Annotated in this window: 14 protein-coding genes; 5 read left to right on the top strand and 9 right to left on the bottom strand. The window is 69.8% G+C overall.

The window, feature by feature from the left end; genetic code table 11:
• Positions 1-250: 250 nt before the first annotated feature.
• Positions 251-1,807 (top strand): ChaN family lipoprotein, encoded by a 1,557-nt coding sequence (locus G4D86_RS44020; protein ID WP_164000938.1) that lies wholly within the window; start codon positions 251-253, stop codon positions 1,805-1,807.
• 24 nt (positions 1,808-1,831) lie between these two features.
• Positions 1,832-2,440, top strand: coding sequence for a DUF6940 family protein (locus tag G4D86_RS44015; RefSeq protein ID WP_164000936.1), 609 nt, complete (start codon positions 1,832-1,834; stop codon positions 2,438-2,440).
• A gap of 30 nt (positions 2,441-2,470) precedes the next feature.
• Here G4D86_RS44015 and G4D86_RS44010 read toward each other — a convergent pair whose 3' ends face one another.
• From G4D86_RS44010 to kamD, 8 genes are all read right to left on the bottom strand, one after another.
• Positions 2,471-2,881, bottom strand: a complete 411-nt coding sequence (locus G4D86_RS44010; RefSeq protein ID WP_164000934.1) for a hypothetical protein — start codon at positions 2,879-2,881, stop codon at positions 2,471-2,473.
• A 164-nt stretch (positions 2,882-3,045) separates the two neighbouring features.
• Entirely contained in the window at positions 3,046-3,831 is a 786-nt protein-coding gene (locus G4D86_RS44005) for a class I SAM-dependent methyltransferase (protein ID WP_164000932.1), read from the bottom strand.
• Complete coding sequence (locus G4D86_RS44000) at positions 3,821-4,597, bottom strand: SDR family NAD(P)-dependent oxidoreductase (RefSeq protein WP_164000930.1); 777 nt, start codon at positions 4,595-4,597, stop codon at positions 3,821-3,823. The genes G4D86_RS44005 and G4D86_RS44000 overlap by 11 nt, the downstream gene beginning before the upstream one ends.
• A gap of 147 nt (positions 4,598-4,744) precedes the next feature.
• Positions 4,745-5,572, bottom strand: a complete 828-nt coding sequence (gene kce / locus G4D86_RS43995; protein WP_164000928.1) for a 3-keto-5-aminohexanoate cleavage enzyme — start codon at positions 5,570-5,572, stop codon at positions 4,745-4,747.
• The gene (gene kal, locus G4D86_RS43990; RefSeq protein WP_205520343.1) at positions 5,569-5,967 is read right to left on the bottom strand and encodes a 3-aminobutyryl-CoA ammonia lyase; all 399 of its coding nucleotides are present in this window, start codon (positions 5,965-5,967) and stop codon (positions 5,569-5,571) included. Before kal ends, kce begins: the two co-directional genes overlap by 4 nt.
• Positions 5,964-6,749, bottom strand: a complete 786-nt coding sequence (gene kamE, locus G4D86_RS43985) for a lysine 5,6-aminomutase subunit beta (protein WP_164000926.1) — start codon at positions 6,747-6,749, stop codon at positions 5,964-5,966. Before kamE ends, kal begins: the two co-directional genes overlap by 4 nt.
• 4 nt (positions 6,750-6,753) lie before the next feature.
• Entirely contained in the window at positions 6,754-7,230 is a 477-nt protein-coding gene (locus G4D86_RS43980) for a hypothetical protein (RefSeq protein ID WP_164000924.1), read from the bottom strand.
• Positions 7,227-8,777 carry a lysine 5,6-aminomutase subunit alpha gene (gene kamD, locus G4D86_RS43975; RefSeq protein ID WP_164000922.1) on the bottom strand — a complete coding sequence of 517 codons (1,551 nt, stop codon included), beginning with the start codon at positions 8,775-8,777 and terminating at the stop codon, positions 7,227-7,229. The genes G4D86_RS43980 and kamD overlap by 4 nt, the downstream gene beginning before the upstream one ends.
• A gap of 260 nt (positions 8,778-9,037) precedes the next feature.
• Here kamD and G4D86_RS43970 point away from each other — a divergent pair, with 260 nt between their 5' ends.
• Both G4D86_RS43970 and G4D86_RS43965 read left to right on the top strand, forming a co-directional pair.
• On the top strand, positions 9,038-10,573 hold the full coding sequence (locus tag G4D86_RS43970) for a catalase (protein ID WP_164000920.1): 1,536 nt from the start codon (positions 9,038-9,040) through the stop codon (positions 10,571-10,573).
• Positions 10,574-10,723: 150 nt separating this feature from the next.
• Positions 10,724-11,335: an ankyrin repeat domain-containing protein gene (locus G4D86_RS43965; protein ID WP_164000919.1), complete on the top strand. Its 612-nt coding sequence runs from the start codon at positions 10,724-10,726 to the stop codon at positions 11,333-11,335.
• Positions 11,336-11,360: 25 nt separating this feature from the next.
• On the opposite strand, the gene kdd is transcribed toward G4D86_RS43965, so the two are convergent.
• Positions 11,361-12,392 (bottom strand): L-erythro-3,5-diaminohexanoate dehydrogenase, encoded by a 1,032-nt coding sequence (kdd, locus tag G4D86_RS43960; RefSeq protein WP_164000917.1) that lies wholly within the window; start codon positions 12,390-12,392, stop codon positions 11,361-11,363.
• A gap of 261 nt (positions 12,393-12,653) precedes the next feature.
• Between kdd and G4D86_RS43955 the strand changes: the two genes are divergently transcribed.
• A complete protein-coding gene (locus G4D86_RS43955; protein ID WP_164000915.1) occupies positions 12,654-13,403 on the top strand; it encodes a hypothetical protein in 750 nt (249 codons plus the stop codon).

The following is a 13,403-nucleotide window of genomic DNA, read 5'->3' as shown; positions in this document are numbered from 1 at the left end:
GCCCCACGCAGCCGGTGAGCGTCGTCACGCAGCGCCGCGAGCGCCAATCCGCACGCGTCCGCGTGCCGCACGCCTCGCAGCGCCGGCGCTCGCTGTCGACCCTCACCTCACGGGTTGCAACGGGGCGAGCAGTCGTTCGAGCCATGGCGGTATCCCCTCTCAGAAGGGCAACACCCGGGGCTCAGGCCATATTTGCCGGTGTAGTTTTTTTGCCGGGCCTTCAGTGCCGTGCGAGGGATCTGCGCACTCCATGCGCGACTCGCTGGCCTTGCACCTCGCACTGTTCCGCCGCCAGAGGGCGCAGCTCGCCCGTGTGGTGGACGGTCAGACCGAAGCCTTCCGCGCCTATGAGGCGCGCTACCGGCGGCGCACCGCCGGCTACCGGAACATCGTCACGCTGCCGTCCGTGCACCAGCAGGTGCAGGCCGCGGACGTGGTGTACGTGGGCGACTACCACACGCTCCCGCTCGCGCAGCAGACGTACCTGACGCTGGTGGAGCGCGCACTCGCCTCGGGCCGCCGCGTCGTCCTCGCGCTCGAGTGCGTGGAGGGCCGCCACCAGGCCGCGCTGGACGCGTGGCGCGCGGGCCGGCTGCCGGAGCGCGCTCTGCAGGAGCGGCTGGGGCTTCTCGCGAGCGGCAACGGCTTCGGCTCCGCCGTGGGCACGCGCGCGGTGCTCGCCTTCGCGCGGCGGCACCGGCTGGAGGTGGTGGGCATCGACCGGCGTGCGCAGGGCGAGCGCTCGCTGGCGCTGCGGGACGCGTATGCCGCTGAGCGCATCGCTCGCGCGGCCCGTGCCGAGGACCGTCCGCTGGTCATGGTGCTGGTGGGCCAGTACCACGTGGCGCCCTGCCATCTGCCGGCGCAGGTGGAGCGCGCGCTCGGCGCGGACCCGCGGCGGGGGCTCGTCGTGTACCAGAACGCGGAAGGCGTCTGGTGGCGGCTGGCGCGCGAGGGGCGCGTGGGCGCGGCCGAGGCGGTGGAGCTGGCGGACGGCGCGCTGTGCCTGCTCAACGCCTCCCCCGTCGTGTGCCAGCAGAGCTTCCTGGACTACCTGGAGGCGGAGGCCGGCGACGCGCCGCTGATGGACCGAAGCGCCGCGGAGCGGTTCCGGGAGATGTCGGAGCTCATCGGCCGGCTGGCCGGTGTGCCCGTGGTGCGGGCGCTGGACTCGGTGGACGTGGCGACGGCGGCGGACGGCGACGTGCTGGCGCGCATCCAGCGGCGCGGGCGCTTCACGCACTCGGAGCTGGCGCAGCTGCGGCGGCACATCCTGTCGCGCGAGAGCGGCTACATCCCCCGGGCACGCACGGCGTACCTCGCGTCCATGTCGCTGAACCACGCGGCGGAGGAGGCGGCGCACTTCGTCCGGCACTGCGCGGTGGGAGACGCCATGGAGGCGCCGCGCCGCGCGTCCGAGGCCTTCTACGCGCGCTGTCTGGAAGAGGCGCTCGGCTTCTTCGGCTCCAAGCTCGTCAACCCGCGGCGCACGTGTCCGGGGCTGGCCGAGTGGGCGAAGCGCTTCGGCGAGGGCCGGGGCGTGGACCGGCAGATTGCCGCCTTCGTGCTCGCGCACAAGGCCGCGGAGACGGAAGGGCCCGAGGAGGCCGTGAAGCTCCTCCCCCTGCGCAAGGACCGGCTCTTCCACGGCGTCAGCCACGCACTGGGCTACCTGCTGGGCGACAGGCTCTACCAGGCCTTCGACGCGGGCAGCGTGGCGAAGGCCGAGGTGCAGGCGCTCTTCCGCGACCCGTTCGAGGACCCGCGCGGCGCCTACTTCGCGTGGACCGGGCGCCTGGGCGCCTGAGCCGCGCCATCGAGGGCCACGAGTATGGCGACGCCCCAAGGCCTCTCGTTCCAGCGTGAGACTCTGGACGCGCGAACCACGCGCTATCGGCTCATGGAGGGCGGGACGCAGGTGTCCTGGAGCAGGTTCGCCGCGCTGCTCCGCGAGTCCACCGGGGCAGGCGACCTCCTCACCCGGACGCTCGCGGAGAGCCCTCTCGCGGCGTTCTTCTGGGAGACGCCCGCGGTCTCCGCGGCGACTCGCGAGCGGGCCTTCGAGATGGTCCTGGTCGACGCGTCCGCGCTGCGCACGGTGGTCGCCGGACCCGAGTCCTTCGCCACATACCTGACGCCGGGGCCCGCACCGGTGCGCTGCTTCGGCAACCTGGGCGGAGATGCGCGCCTGGTGGTGCCGTGTGAGCTGGGCCCCCGCCAGGCCTATGCCCACCTCGCCCGTTTCGTGCGCGAGGCTCCAGAGGCGCAGACGCGGGCGCTGTGGAGCGCTGTCGGAAGCGAGGTCGAAGCCTGGTGGGCGAGCCGCTCCGTACCCGTGTGGGTCAGCACGTCCGGGCTCGCGGTGCCCTGGCTGCACGTGCGGCTCGACGCGCGGCCGAAGTATTACTCCCACGCGCCCTACCGCTCCGAGCCCGGGTGACGCTCCCGTCAGGCTCGGAGCGCGCCGGAGCTACTGCTTCGGCTGCGCCGGCTGGCCGTCCTTCGGCTTGACGACGCTCTTCACCTTCTCCTTGAAGGCCTTCATCTTGTCCTTCATCTGCATGCGCTGCTCGTCGGAGAGCTGACCACCCGCCGCCTCGCGCTGGGCCTTCATCTCCTCGCGCAGCTGCTTGCCCTCGGTCTTGAACTGGTCGGCCTGGGCCTGGGTGAGGCGCCCCTCGGCCACCGCCTGGTCCAGCCGCTTCTCCAGGTGGAAGAACCGCCCCCCGTGCTTGTGGTGCCTGTGTCCCCTGCCCTCGTGGGTGCCCTGCGCCGTGGTGGGCGCGGGGGCCTGCGTGGGCGTGGACTCGGCGGCCAGCACCGGGACGGCGAACAGCAGCGACGCAACGACAGCGGACCGCAGGGCAGACGTCAGACGCATGATGGGGTTCTCCTCGGGTTCACGACGACGCCAGGACTTGGGCTTCCCGTCGTCTCCTGCCTGTAAGAACCCCGCGCCCGGCAAAAGGTTAAATCCCCCTCTCAGCCATGCCGAAAGGACGGGCTCCGCGAGTGCCGCCGGAGCCCGTCCTCCTGCCCTACGTCCTACCGCGTCGCGAGCTTCACCGCGCGCGTGGCGATGAAGCCGGAGAGGTACTCGGACAGCCTGTCCCCGGGGACGTGGGTGTCCTCGAAGAAGCCGGTGATGGCGAAGCCCGCGTCCGTCTGACCGCCGAGCTGGTCCTCCAGCGAGTGCGCGAAGACCAGCGGCTCGTCCTTGTACCGGGCACGCTCCTCGTCCGTGAGGCTGGTGAAGTCCGAGTAGGGCATCTTGTACTTGAGTTGCATGACGCCCTGCTGCTCCAGCGCCGGGTCAATCAGGTAGATGACCGGATTGCAGATGCCGGACAGGAGCACGCCCCCAGGGCGCAGCACGCGGTACGCCTCGCGCCACACGGGACGGATGGCGTCCACGAAGCAGTTGGAGCACGGGTGGAAGACGAGGTCGAAGCTGCCCTCCGCGAAGGCGGAGAGGTCGCGCATGTCGCCCTCCACCAGTCGCACTTCCAGGCCGTCGCGCTCGGCCACCAGACGGTCCTGCCCGAGCTGCGCCGGCGAGTTGTCCAGCACCGTCACCCGCGCCCCGGCCGCGGCGAACACCGGCGCCTGCTGCCCCCCCGCGCCCGCCAGGCACAGCACGTCCCGGCCCTTCAGGTCCCCGAACCACGCGCGAGGCACGGGCTTGTTGGGGGTGAGCACCACGCTCCACTCCCCGCGCCGCGCGGCGGCGATGACTTCCGGGCCCACCGGTACCGTCCACCGGTCACCCTTCGCCACCTGCCGGTTCCACGCCTCGCGATTGTACTGCCTCACGTCGACGTCAAGTGTCATGCAGCACCCGTCCTTCCATGCCACCGGCCACGGTGATGACCTCGCCCGTGACGTGGCCGGAGATGCGGTCAGAGGCGAGCGACACCACGACGCGCGCCACGTCCTCCGGCTGACCGACCTTGCGCAGCGGCATGGTGCGCGTCACCCGCTTCACGAACGCCGGGTCGTTCATCTTGTCGCCGTGCCGCTCCACCGCCGTCCATCCCGGGCACACCACGTTGACGCGTCCCAGCGGAGCGATGCGCCCCAATTCGTTCTTCAGGCTCTTCACGAAGCCGCCCGCCAGCGCGCCCTTCGCGGCCGCGTAGTCCGAGTGCCCCGCCTCGCCGAACAGCCCCGCCGTGGAGCTGATGATGACGATGTTGCCCGTGCCCGTGGTGGCCACGTGCCGCAGGAAGGCGCGGCAGCTCAGGAACACGCTGTCCAGGTTCTCCGCCAGCGTGCGGCGCCAGCGCTCCAGCGACATCTGCCACACCGGCTCGTCGGGCCTTGGCCATACGCCCGCGTTGCACACCAGCACGTCCAGCCGCCCCAGCGCGGACACCGCCGCGGGCACCAGCGCGTCCACGTCCGCCTCCACCGTCAGGTCCGCCCGCACCGCCGCGCCGCCCACCTCGCGCGCCAGCGCCTCCGCCCCCTTCGCGTTGGAGTGGTAGTGCACCGCCACCTTCGCGCCCTCCTCGTGGAAGGCGCGGGTCAGCGCCGTGCCAATGCCCCCCGCTCCGCCCGTGACAAGAACGCCCCTGCCCTTCAGCTCCGTGTCCATTCGGTCAACCTTCCTGGGCCCTGCGTGCGCTGGAGGCCAGACATACCCGTGGCGTGCCCGGGAGCTCCAGCGAGCACGGGACGGTGGCTCCTGACGATGATTCGGGGGGTGGACCCGGGCCGGGCATGGCCCGGGTCCCTGCTTCGCTCAGGCGAGGCGCAGCAGCTTGCGGGCCTGCTCGGGCGTGGCCGGCTCGCGGCCATTCGCCCGGGCGCGCTTCGCGGCCTCGGCGACCAGCTCCCAGTTGCCCTTCGCGAGCACGCCCTTGGACACGTAGATGTTGTCCTCCAGGCCCACGCGCGCGTTGCCGCCGCGCTTCGCCGCCTCGTCCACGTAGGGCAGCTGGTGACGGCCCACGCCCGCCACCGTCCAGGTGGAGCCCTCCGGCAGCGAGGCAATCATCAGGTCCAGCACCTCGGCCCGAGGCTGCAGCGTGCCCGGCACTCCCAGCACGAAGTCGAAGTGCGCCGGCAGGTCCACCAGCCCTTCCTTCGCGAGGTAGCGGGCCTCGTCAATCATGCCTACGTCGAAGCACTCCAGCTCCGGCCTCAGGCCGATGGCGCGGATGCGCTTCGCGATGTCCCGCACGAGCGGGCGCGGGTTCCAGAATACGTCCTCGCCGAAGTTCACCGTACCCGTGGTGAGCGTGGCCATGTCCGGCTTGTCCGGCCCGGTGAGCGTCAGCGGGCCGCAGCGCTGGTCCACCGTCATTCCCACCGCGCCGCCGGTGGACGTCTGGATGAGCACGTCCGTGCGCTTGCGGATGGCGCGGATGGCGGCGCGGAACAGCTCCGCGTCCTGCGACGGCTTGCCGTCCGCCGTGCGCACGTGCAGGTGCACCATGGCGGCGCCGGCCTCGCGGCAGCGCACCGCGTCCTCGGCGATCTCCTCCGCGGTGATGGGCAGATTCGGGTTCTGCTCGCGCGTCGTCTCCGCGCCGACCATCGCCGCGGTGATGACCATGGGAGTGCTCATCGCTGACCTCGCTGCTTGTCCTTCGGAACCACGCAGGTGCCCGAAGCACGGCACACCACCACCGGCTCCTGCAACAGGTCCGCCGCCGAATCGTTCACGTCCGTGCGCGGCCGGATGACCTTGCGCGCCTCGAAGCGCATCTTCCGCGACGTGTTGCCCGCGCTGACAATCTCCCCTTCCGCCTCGATGAAGTCCCCGGCGTACACGGGCGCGAGGAACTCCACCGAGTCGTAGGCGCGGAACAGCCCCTCGTCGCCGTCGCTGCGGATGCACAGCTCCGTGGCCACGTCGCCGAAGAGGCCCAGCATGCGCGCGCCGTCCACCAGGTTGCCGCCGTAGTGCGCGTCATGGCTGCTCATGCGCAGGCGGATGATGGCCTTGGTCCCCGTGCTCACGTGGGCTCTCCCTGGTAGTGCATGCCGTGCGGCTCCTTGCCTTCCTTCTTCAGGAGCGCATGGACGATGTAGTTGGCCACGTCCGACGGCTTCGTGCCCGGACCGAAGCCGGCGTCGAAGCCCAGCTCCAGCGCCAGCTTGTGGTCCACGCGCGGCCCGCCCAGCAGCAACTGCACCTTGCCGTGGATGCCCGCCGCCTTCGCCGCGTCGATGAACTGGCGCGAGTTGTCCTTGTGCACGTCGCGCTGCGTGACGACCTGGCTCACCAGAATCGCGTCGGCGTTCTTCGCCAGCGCCTTCTTGATGAGGTCCTCGTTGGGCACCTGGCTGCCCAGGTTGTACGCCTCGAAGCCGGGGTAGCGCTCCAGGCCGTAGTCGCCCGCGTAGCCCTTCATGTTGAGGATGGCGTCGATGCCCACCGTGTGCGTGTCCGTGCCGGTGCACGCGCCGAACACGACGATGCGCCGGCCCACCTTCTCCTTGATGAAGGCGTTGAGGTCGTCGAAGGACATCTTCTTGACGATGACCTCGGGCACGTCGATTTCGGCGTAGTCCAGGTACATGCCCGAGCGGGCGTAGACGACGAAGAACGTGTAGTTGTCGGCCGCGCGCTCGGCGGCGGCGACCTTCACGTCGGAGAACCCCATCTTCTTCGCGAAGACGGCGGCGGCCTCCTTGGCCTTCTCCGACAGCGGCACCGGCAGGGTGAACGACAGCTGCACCACGCCGTCGTCGCGCCGGTCGCCGTAGGGACGGATGATCTGCTTGCTCGGCTTCACCATCGGCTCATTTCCCCCCGGCTCGCTGCAGCTTCACGCTGGTGCCCACCTTGTCCGCCAGCGGACCGAACCGCTCCTTCTTCCCCTGCTCCAGGTAGAAGACGACGGACCACGTCGTGCGGCCGTCACAGCCCACGTACGTCACCGTGTCCACCACGCCGCCAGAGGGCGCTGTGTCTGAGTCCAGCCGCTTCGCCGCCGGCTGCCCGCCCACCTTCATGCGCTCCCAGTTGGCACCGCCAATGGACTTGACGATCTTGTCCACGCACGTGTCGCCCTTCATGCCCGCGGTCTGCACCGCGCCCACGTCCAGCAGGAAGTAGGCGTCACCGCTGGGCGCGGTGAACTTGTTCGTGCCGTCCTCCGTCGAGCGGGTCCAGGCCGCCGGCACCTGGAGGGACACGTTCTTCACCTGGAACTGCGCCAGTGCATCCGCGGAGCCACCAGCAGCCACCACCACGGCGAGAATCGTACCGAGCATCACGCTGCCTCCAGGAGTTCCAGGAACGGGTTGAAGTAATCCGGCGCCTTCTCCAGCACGCCATCCAGGCCCTTGCCGCCAGTCTCTTCGCGCTTCACGTCGCCGAAGTGGCCCTTGCCGATGGCCGCCACCATGCCCTCGTCACGGCACTCCTGGAGGAGCTTCATCGCCTGGCCGAACACCTCGCGGGCCCGGTTGGCGATCTTCCCGTCCTCGCGAACGGTGAACTCCTCGTCGATGCCGCGCGCCGCGCGGTGGATGTACGAAGCCGACTTGAGTGCCACGTACCGGTCCGCGAGCAGCGGCGTGTGCATGGCCTCGGTCATCATGCCCAGCAGCTGGATGCCCTGCCGCGTCCAGATGGCCACCAGGTCCGCCATCACGTCGTACGCGTGGCTGAAGAAGATGTCCGTCTCCTTGTGCTTGGTGGGCGGCATGTACTTCAGCGGCGCATCCGGGAAGCAGCGGCGCACCAGCATGGCCTGCGACAGCTCCAGCAGCAGCGTGTCGTCGCGGTACGGGTCGATTTCGTACGAGTGGCCGATGCCCAGCTGCCAGTCCTTGAGGCCCGCGCGCTTGGCGAAGCACTCGTTGATGAACTGGCTGGCGATGACGGTGTGGGCCGCGTCGTACGCGTCCGCGGTGGTGATGTAGTTGTCCTCGCCGGTGTTGATGATGATGCCGGCCATGGCGCAGATGCGGCGGCTGAAATACTGGTCGATGAACGTGCGCCGCATGTTGATGTCGCGGAAGAGGATTCCGTACATCGCGTCGTTGAGGAGCATGTCCAGCTTCTCGTAGGCCGCGCAGAAGGCGATCTCGGACATGCAGAGGCCGGACGAGTAGTTGGTGAGCTGGATGTAGCGCTTGAGCTTGCGGCTCTCCTCGTCCAGGGCCTCGCGCATGATGCGGAAGTTCTCCTGGGTGGCGTACGTGCCGCCGTAGCCCTCGGTGGTGGCACCGTGGGGCACGTAGTCCAGCAGCGACTGCGCGGTGGACCGGATGACGGCGATGACGTCCGCGCCGGCCTGGGCGGCGGCCCGGGCCTGGTCCACGTCGTCGTAGATGTTGCCCGTGGCGACGATGACGTACTTGTGCGGCGCGGGCGACATGGGGAACTGCTTCCGGAGCTCCTCGCGCTGGGCGATGCGGGACTTCATGTCCTCCATCGCGGCGCGGGCCTCGGCGCGGACCTCCTCGCGGAGGTTCTGCTCCTGCTCGGGCGGCAGGGCACCGAGCTTGTCCGTGGGCAGCGCGGTCAGCTTCTCCACGGCCTCCAGCGGGCTCTTGGCGCCCAGGTGCAGCGCGCGGCCGTACCAGTAGGCGGCGCCCTTGTTGAGCACCCCGGCGGCCTTGAGCTTGTCGACCATCAGGTTGGCGAGCGGCACGCCTCGCGCGCCTGCTCCGGAGATGCCGAAGAAGCGCAGCACGGTGCGCTCGGTGGATACGGTGGTGTTGCGGCGGATGAGGTCGAAGATCGGGTTGACGATCTCCTCCGCCAGCTTGCGCGCGTGGTCGATCTGCGCGTCTTCAATGAACGGGCCTGGCATGCGCGCACATTACCCGCCCAAGCGCCCACCGGAAGCGGCGAAGCGTACCAGCAGCGCCCTGGCGCACCGCATTATCGGTTCACGGAGACTCGCACCGGCGGAACGGTGCGAGCCTCCACCGGCAAATCGGTGATTCACCGGCATTTCGGTGAAAGCGACTCGTCTCGACAACCAACCCATTGATAACACTGGGCCTATATGGCCGGCACGGGCCGTGCTGTGGAGCGCGGCGTCTCACCCCCGACAACGAGGAAGACCCCGTGCAATTCCGCTCCCTGCTGCTGACGGCGACGCTCCTTGGCGGTCCGGCCTTGGCCGAGACTCCGCCCCCCCTCACCACCGACTCCGGCTCCCCGGTGGGGACCAACCAGAGCTCCAAGACGGCCGGCCCCCGGGGCGGCGTGCTGCTGGAGGACTTCCACCTCATCGAGAAGCTGGCCCGGTTCGACCGGGAGCGCATCCCCGAGCGCGTCGTCCACGCGCGTGGCACCGGCGCCTACGGCACCTTCGAGAGCTACGACAACTTCTCCAACCTCACGCGCGCGTCCATCTTCTCCGCCAAGGGCAAGAAGACGCCGATGTTCGTGCGCTTCTCCACGGTCATCCACCCGTCGGGCTCGCCGGAGACGCTGCGCGACCCACGCGGCTTCGCGCTGAAGTTCTACACGGACGAGGGCAACTGGGACCTGGTCGGCAACAACCTGCCCGTCTTCTTCATCCGGGACGCCATCAAGTTCCCGGACATGGTGCACTCGCTCAAGCCGTCGCCGATTACGAACAAGCAGGACCCGAACCGCTTCTTCGACTTCTTCTCGCACCAGCCCGAGTCGACCCACATGCTCACGCAGGTCTACTCGGACCTGGGCATTCCGGCGAGCTACCGGCAGATGGACGGGCACGGCGTGCACTCGTTCAAGTTCGTCAACGCGAAGGGCGAGTACAAGTACGTCAAGTTCAACTGGGCCTCGCAGCAGGGCGTGAAGGGTCTCAACACCCCCGACGAGGTCGCCCGCACCGTCGCGCAGGACTTCCAGCACGCCACCACGGACCTGTACGGCTCCATCGGCGCCGGGAAGTTCCCCTCGTGGGAGCTGTCGGTGCAGGTGCTGGACCCGAAGGACCTGGAGAAGTTCAGCTTCGACCCGCTCGACGCGACGAAGGTGTGGCCCGAGGACAAGGTGCCCGCCGTCAAGCTGGGGAAGTTCACGCTGAACAAGATGCCGGACAACTTCTTCGAGGAGACCGAGCAGGCGGCGTTCTCCCCCGGCGTCATGCCCCCGGGCATCGAGCCCTCCGAGGACCGGCTGCTGCAGGGCCGCCTCTTCTCCTACGCGGACACCCAGCGCTACCGCATCGGCGCCAACTACCAGTCGCTGCCCGTCAACCGCGCCAAGGCCCCGGTGAACAGCAACAGCCAGGCCGGCTCCATGAACTTCGCCAACACGAAGTCGGACGTGAACTACGAGCCGAGCGTCACCCGTGAGACGCAGGACGCGCCGGCCTACCTGCTGTCGAGCGCCCCGCTGAACGGGACGACGCAGCAGCGCGGCATCGAGAAGACGGACAACTTCTCGCAGGCGGGCGCCTTCTACTCCGCGCTCGACGCGGGGGCGAAGGAGCGGCTGGTGAAGAACATCGCCGCGGACCTGGGCCAGGTGAAGGATGCGCGCGTGAAGGCCCGCATGGTGGGGCACTTCCTCATGGCCAACGCCGACTACGGCACGCGCCTGGCGAAGCTGGTGGGCGTGAAGGTGGATGACGCGAAGGCGGCCGTGGCTCCTCTGGCGTCTCGCTGAACGTCGCTGTCGTACCGGGCCCCGGCGCGCTGTTCCGGCCGGGGCCCGCTGTTTCCCGCTGCTCTGTCTGAGAGAGGGCCGTGGTGGACACACCCGGGTAACCCTCATCCCGGCTCTCTCTCACGTGGAGCGCGGCTTCTGGAGGACTCCATGGTTCGCAAGCTGCTGCTCGGAACGCTCGGTCTGGTGGTGCTGGTGTGCGCGGTGCTCACCGCGTCGTGGCTCTCCCTTCGCTCGGCGCCCGCGCCCGAGGGACGGTTGCTGGCGACGAGCGAGGCGGAGCGCTACCTGCTCGAGGCCGCTCGCGCCGGGGACGTGGAGGTCGTCACCGGCCTCATCAAGGCCGGCACGCCGGTGGAGGCTCGCGACGCGCGGGGCTTCTCGCCGCTCATCCTCGCCGCGTACCACGGACACACGGACACGGTGCGCGCGCTGCTCGCCGCGGGCGCGGATGCCTGCGCCGGTGACAACCGCGGCAACACCGCGCTGATGGGCGCGGCCTTCAAGGGCTACGCGGACATCGTCGGGCTGCTCAACCAGCAGCAGTGCGCGGTAGACCAGACCAACCGCTTCGGCCAGACGGCGCTGATGTTCGCCTCGCTCTTCGGCCGCAAGGAGGTGGTGGAGCAGTTGCGCAAGCAGGGCGCCTCGGCCGAGGTGCGCGATGCGAGCGGCCGGTCCGCTCGCGACTGGGCGGCGACGCAGGAGCCCGCGGCGCCCGTGGCCCCCGCCCCTCTGGAGCCCTCCGCTTCGGCGCGGTGAGGCGACGAAGCGGAATCAGGACGCGTCAGACGTACCGCGTGGCGAAGAGCTGGAGCAGTGCCGGCTCGGTGCGCAGCAAGTCGAGCGTCAGCGCGGCGTGGTTGGGCACGTAGCCGTTGCCCACAATCATGCTCACGTCCTTGCCCACGCCCTCCGCGCCCAACGCCGCGGCGGTGAAGCTGGTGGCCATGGAGAAGAAGATGGCCGTGCCCCCGTCCTTCACGGACAGGATGGTGGCCATCTCCGTGTTGCCCACGCTGGCGCAGTTGACCACCAGGTCACAGAGCTGACCGCCCGTCGCCTTGCTCACCGCCTCCATCACGTCCACGCCCTGCGTCGCGTCCACCTTCAGCGCCACGTCACACAGGCCGATGGACGACAGCAAGTCCAGCGCGCCCTGCGACACGTCCAGGGCAATCAGCTTGCCGCGGCTCTCCAGGTTGCGCCGGGCCTGCGCCAGGCACAGCGCGCCGCTCTTGCCCGCGCCCAGCACCGCCACCGTCATCCCCGGCCGCACGTGACGCGCCACCAGCGCGGGCGCTCCGCACACGTCCAGCGCCGCCAGCGCCAGCGTGTCCGGCATGTCCGACGGCAGCTTCGCGTAGATGCCGCTGGCGAACAGCAGCGCGTGCCCGCGGATGTCCACGCGGTCGATGTCCGCGTGCACCGCCTTCACCTCTTCAATCACCAGCGGCGTCAGCGTGAGGCTCACCAGCGTGGCGATGCGGTCGCCCACCTTGAGCAGCTCGCGCGCGGGATGCCGCGGGCCCATCTCCTTCACGCGGCCAATCAACATGCCGCCCGAGCCCGTCACGGGGTTCTGCATCTTCCCCCGCTCGCGGACGATTTCCTGGATGCGCGCGCCGATGCGCGCCGGGTCTCCGCCCACCTCGCCCTTGATCTGCTTGAAGGAGGCCGCGTCGATGTTGAGGCTCTCCACGTCGATGAGCAGCTCCGCCTCGCGGCACGGCAGCGAGGGGTCCAGCTTCCGCGCGCGCTGCGGCAGTACGCCAGTCTCTCCGACGACGCGGGACAGCCCATAGAGGTCGATGCCCATGTTCCCGTCTCCCTGAAGGTCCGAGCGCCATGCCACGAGGCGCGCACGGTGCTGCGTCTATCCGCTCCCCCCAGGCAAAGGCCAGCACCACGTCAACCCACCCCGCCCCCTTCCGTCCCGGAGTGGCAGGTTGGCGCCGCTGCCACACCCCCGTGGCACTCCTGCCACGGCCGCCACCCACCCCGTCCCGCCAAGCCCGCGAGCTTCCGAGGGAATCACCGTCCGCGAGGGCTGGCCCGTGCGATGCAATAGGGAGCAGGCATGGACTCCCACCTCACCTCCCGCGCCCGGGTCCTCATCGCGAGCGCCCTGGCCCTGACGCTGCTTCCGCTGCCTTGCGGTGCCGTCTCGGTCTCCCAGGAGGTCTTCGCGCGGCGCGCCGACATTCCCGACGCCCACCTGCGCGGCGTCACGCACGTGGTCTGCGCCACCTTCCCCGAGGACGGTGTGACCGAGGTGCCCCAGTACGAGCGCCGGAGCCTCGGCTTCCAGCCGGCCGGCACCCTACCTCGCGCACGGACCGCGCCACTGAGCCGCTGGGTGGACCCCGGTGGTTCACAAACGGACTGCTACCCCGCCTTCGCGTACGAGCGCGCCAACGAGCACGGCGTGCCCGTCCAGTACGCCCACGTCATCCTCGACATCCAGACCGGGCGGAAGGCCTGGCTCCGCGACGGCGGAGCGGACGATGCGAAGGCGGTGTGGGTCACCATCGAGAGCCTGCGCCCGCTGGAGGCCTTCGAGGACATGGGCGTCGAGTTCGACAAGCTCCGCCGCGAGGACCAACCGCCCCTCGTCTTCCTCGCGGAGCCCCGGGATGACGCGAGCGAAGTGCAGGTCTCCCTGCACTACGAGCAGGTCTCCCTGGGCAAGCGCGTGGGGGACTTCGCTGAGGTGATCGTGTTCGACGAGGAGAGCCAGCAGCAGCGGCATCGCGGCTGGGTGCGGCTGGTGGACGCGCAGGGCACGCTGCTCCTCTGGCCCGCCAACTACCCGTCGCACGGGTGCTGA

It is taken from the genome of Pyxidicoccus caerfyrddinensis, assembly GCF_010894405.1.
Taxonomy (GTDB): Bacteria; Myxococcota; Myxococcia; order Myxococcales; family Myxococcaceae; genus Myxococcus; species Myxococcus caerfyrddinensis.
Note: the sequence above shows the minus strand (reverse complement) of the source record. Positions and strands in the feature narration are given on the sequence as shown.

What these genes read in the sequence shown, in the direction of transcription:
- kdd (WP_164000917.1), bottom strand. Translation starts at nt 12,392, where the DNA reads ATGGGCATCGACCTCTATGGGCTGTCCCGCGTCGTCGGAGAGACTGGC.
- G4D86_RS44010 (WP_164000934.1), bottom strand. Translation starts at nt 2,881, where the DNA reads ATGCGTCTGACGTCTGCCCTGCGGTCCGCTGTCGTTGCGTCGCTGCTG.
- G4D86_RS44015 (WP_164000936.1), top strand. Translation starts at nt 1,832, where the DNA reads ATGGCGACGCCCCAAGGCCTCTCGTTCCAGCGTGAGACTCTGGACGCG.
- G4D86_RS43955 (WP_164000915.1), top strand. Translation starts at nt 12,654, where the DNA reads ATGGACTCCCACCTCACCTCCCGCGCCCGGGTCCTCATCGCGAGCGCC.
- G4D86_RS44005 (WP_164000932.1), bottom strand. Translation starts at nt 3,831, where the DNA reads ATGACACTTGACGTCGACGTGAGGCAGTACAATCGCGAGGCGTGGAAC.
- kamE (WP_164000926.1), bottom strand. Translation starts at nt 6,749, where the DNA reads ATGGTGAAGCCGAGCAAGCAGATCATCCGTCCCTACGGCGACCGGCGC.
- G4D86_RS44000 (WP_164000930.1), bottom strand. Translation starts at nt 4,597, where the DNA reads ATGGACACGGAGCTGAAGGGCAGGGGCGTTCTTGTCACGGGCGGAGCG.
- kce (WP_164000928.1), bottom strand. Translation starts at nt 5,572, where the DNA reads ATGAGCACTCCCATGGTCATCACCGCGGCGATGGTCGGCGCGGAGACG.
- G4D86_RS43965 (WP_164000919.1), top strand. Translation starts at nt 10,724, where the DNA reads ATGGTTCGCAAGCTGCTGCTCGGAACGCTCGGTCTGGTGGTGCTGGTG.
- G4D86_RS44020 (WP_164000938.1), top strand. Translation starts at nt 251, where the DNA reads ATGCGCGACTCGCTGGCCTTGCACCTCGCACTGTTCCGCCGCCAGAGG.
- kamD (WP_164000922.1), bottom strand. Translation starts at nt 8,777, where the DNA reads ATGCCAGGCCCGTTCATTGAAGACGCGCAGATCGACCACGCGCGCAAG.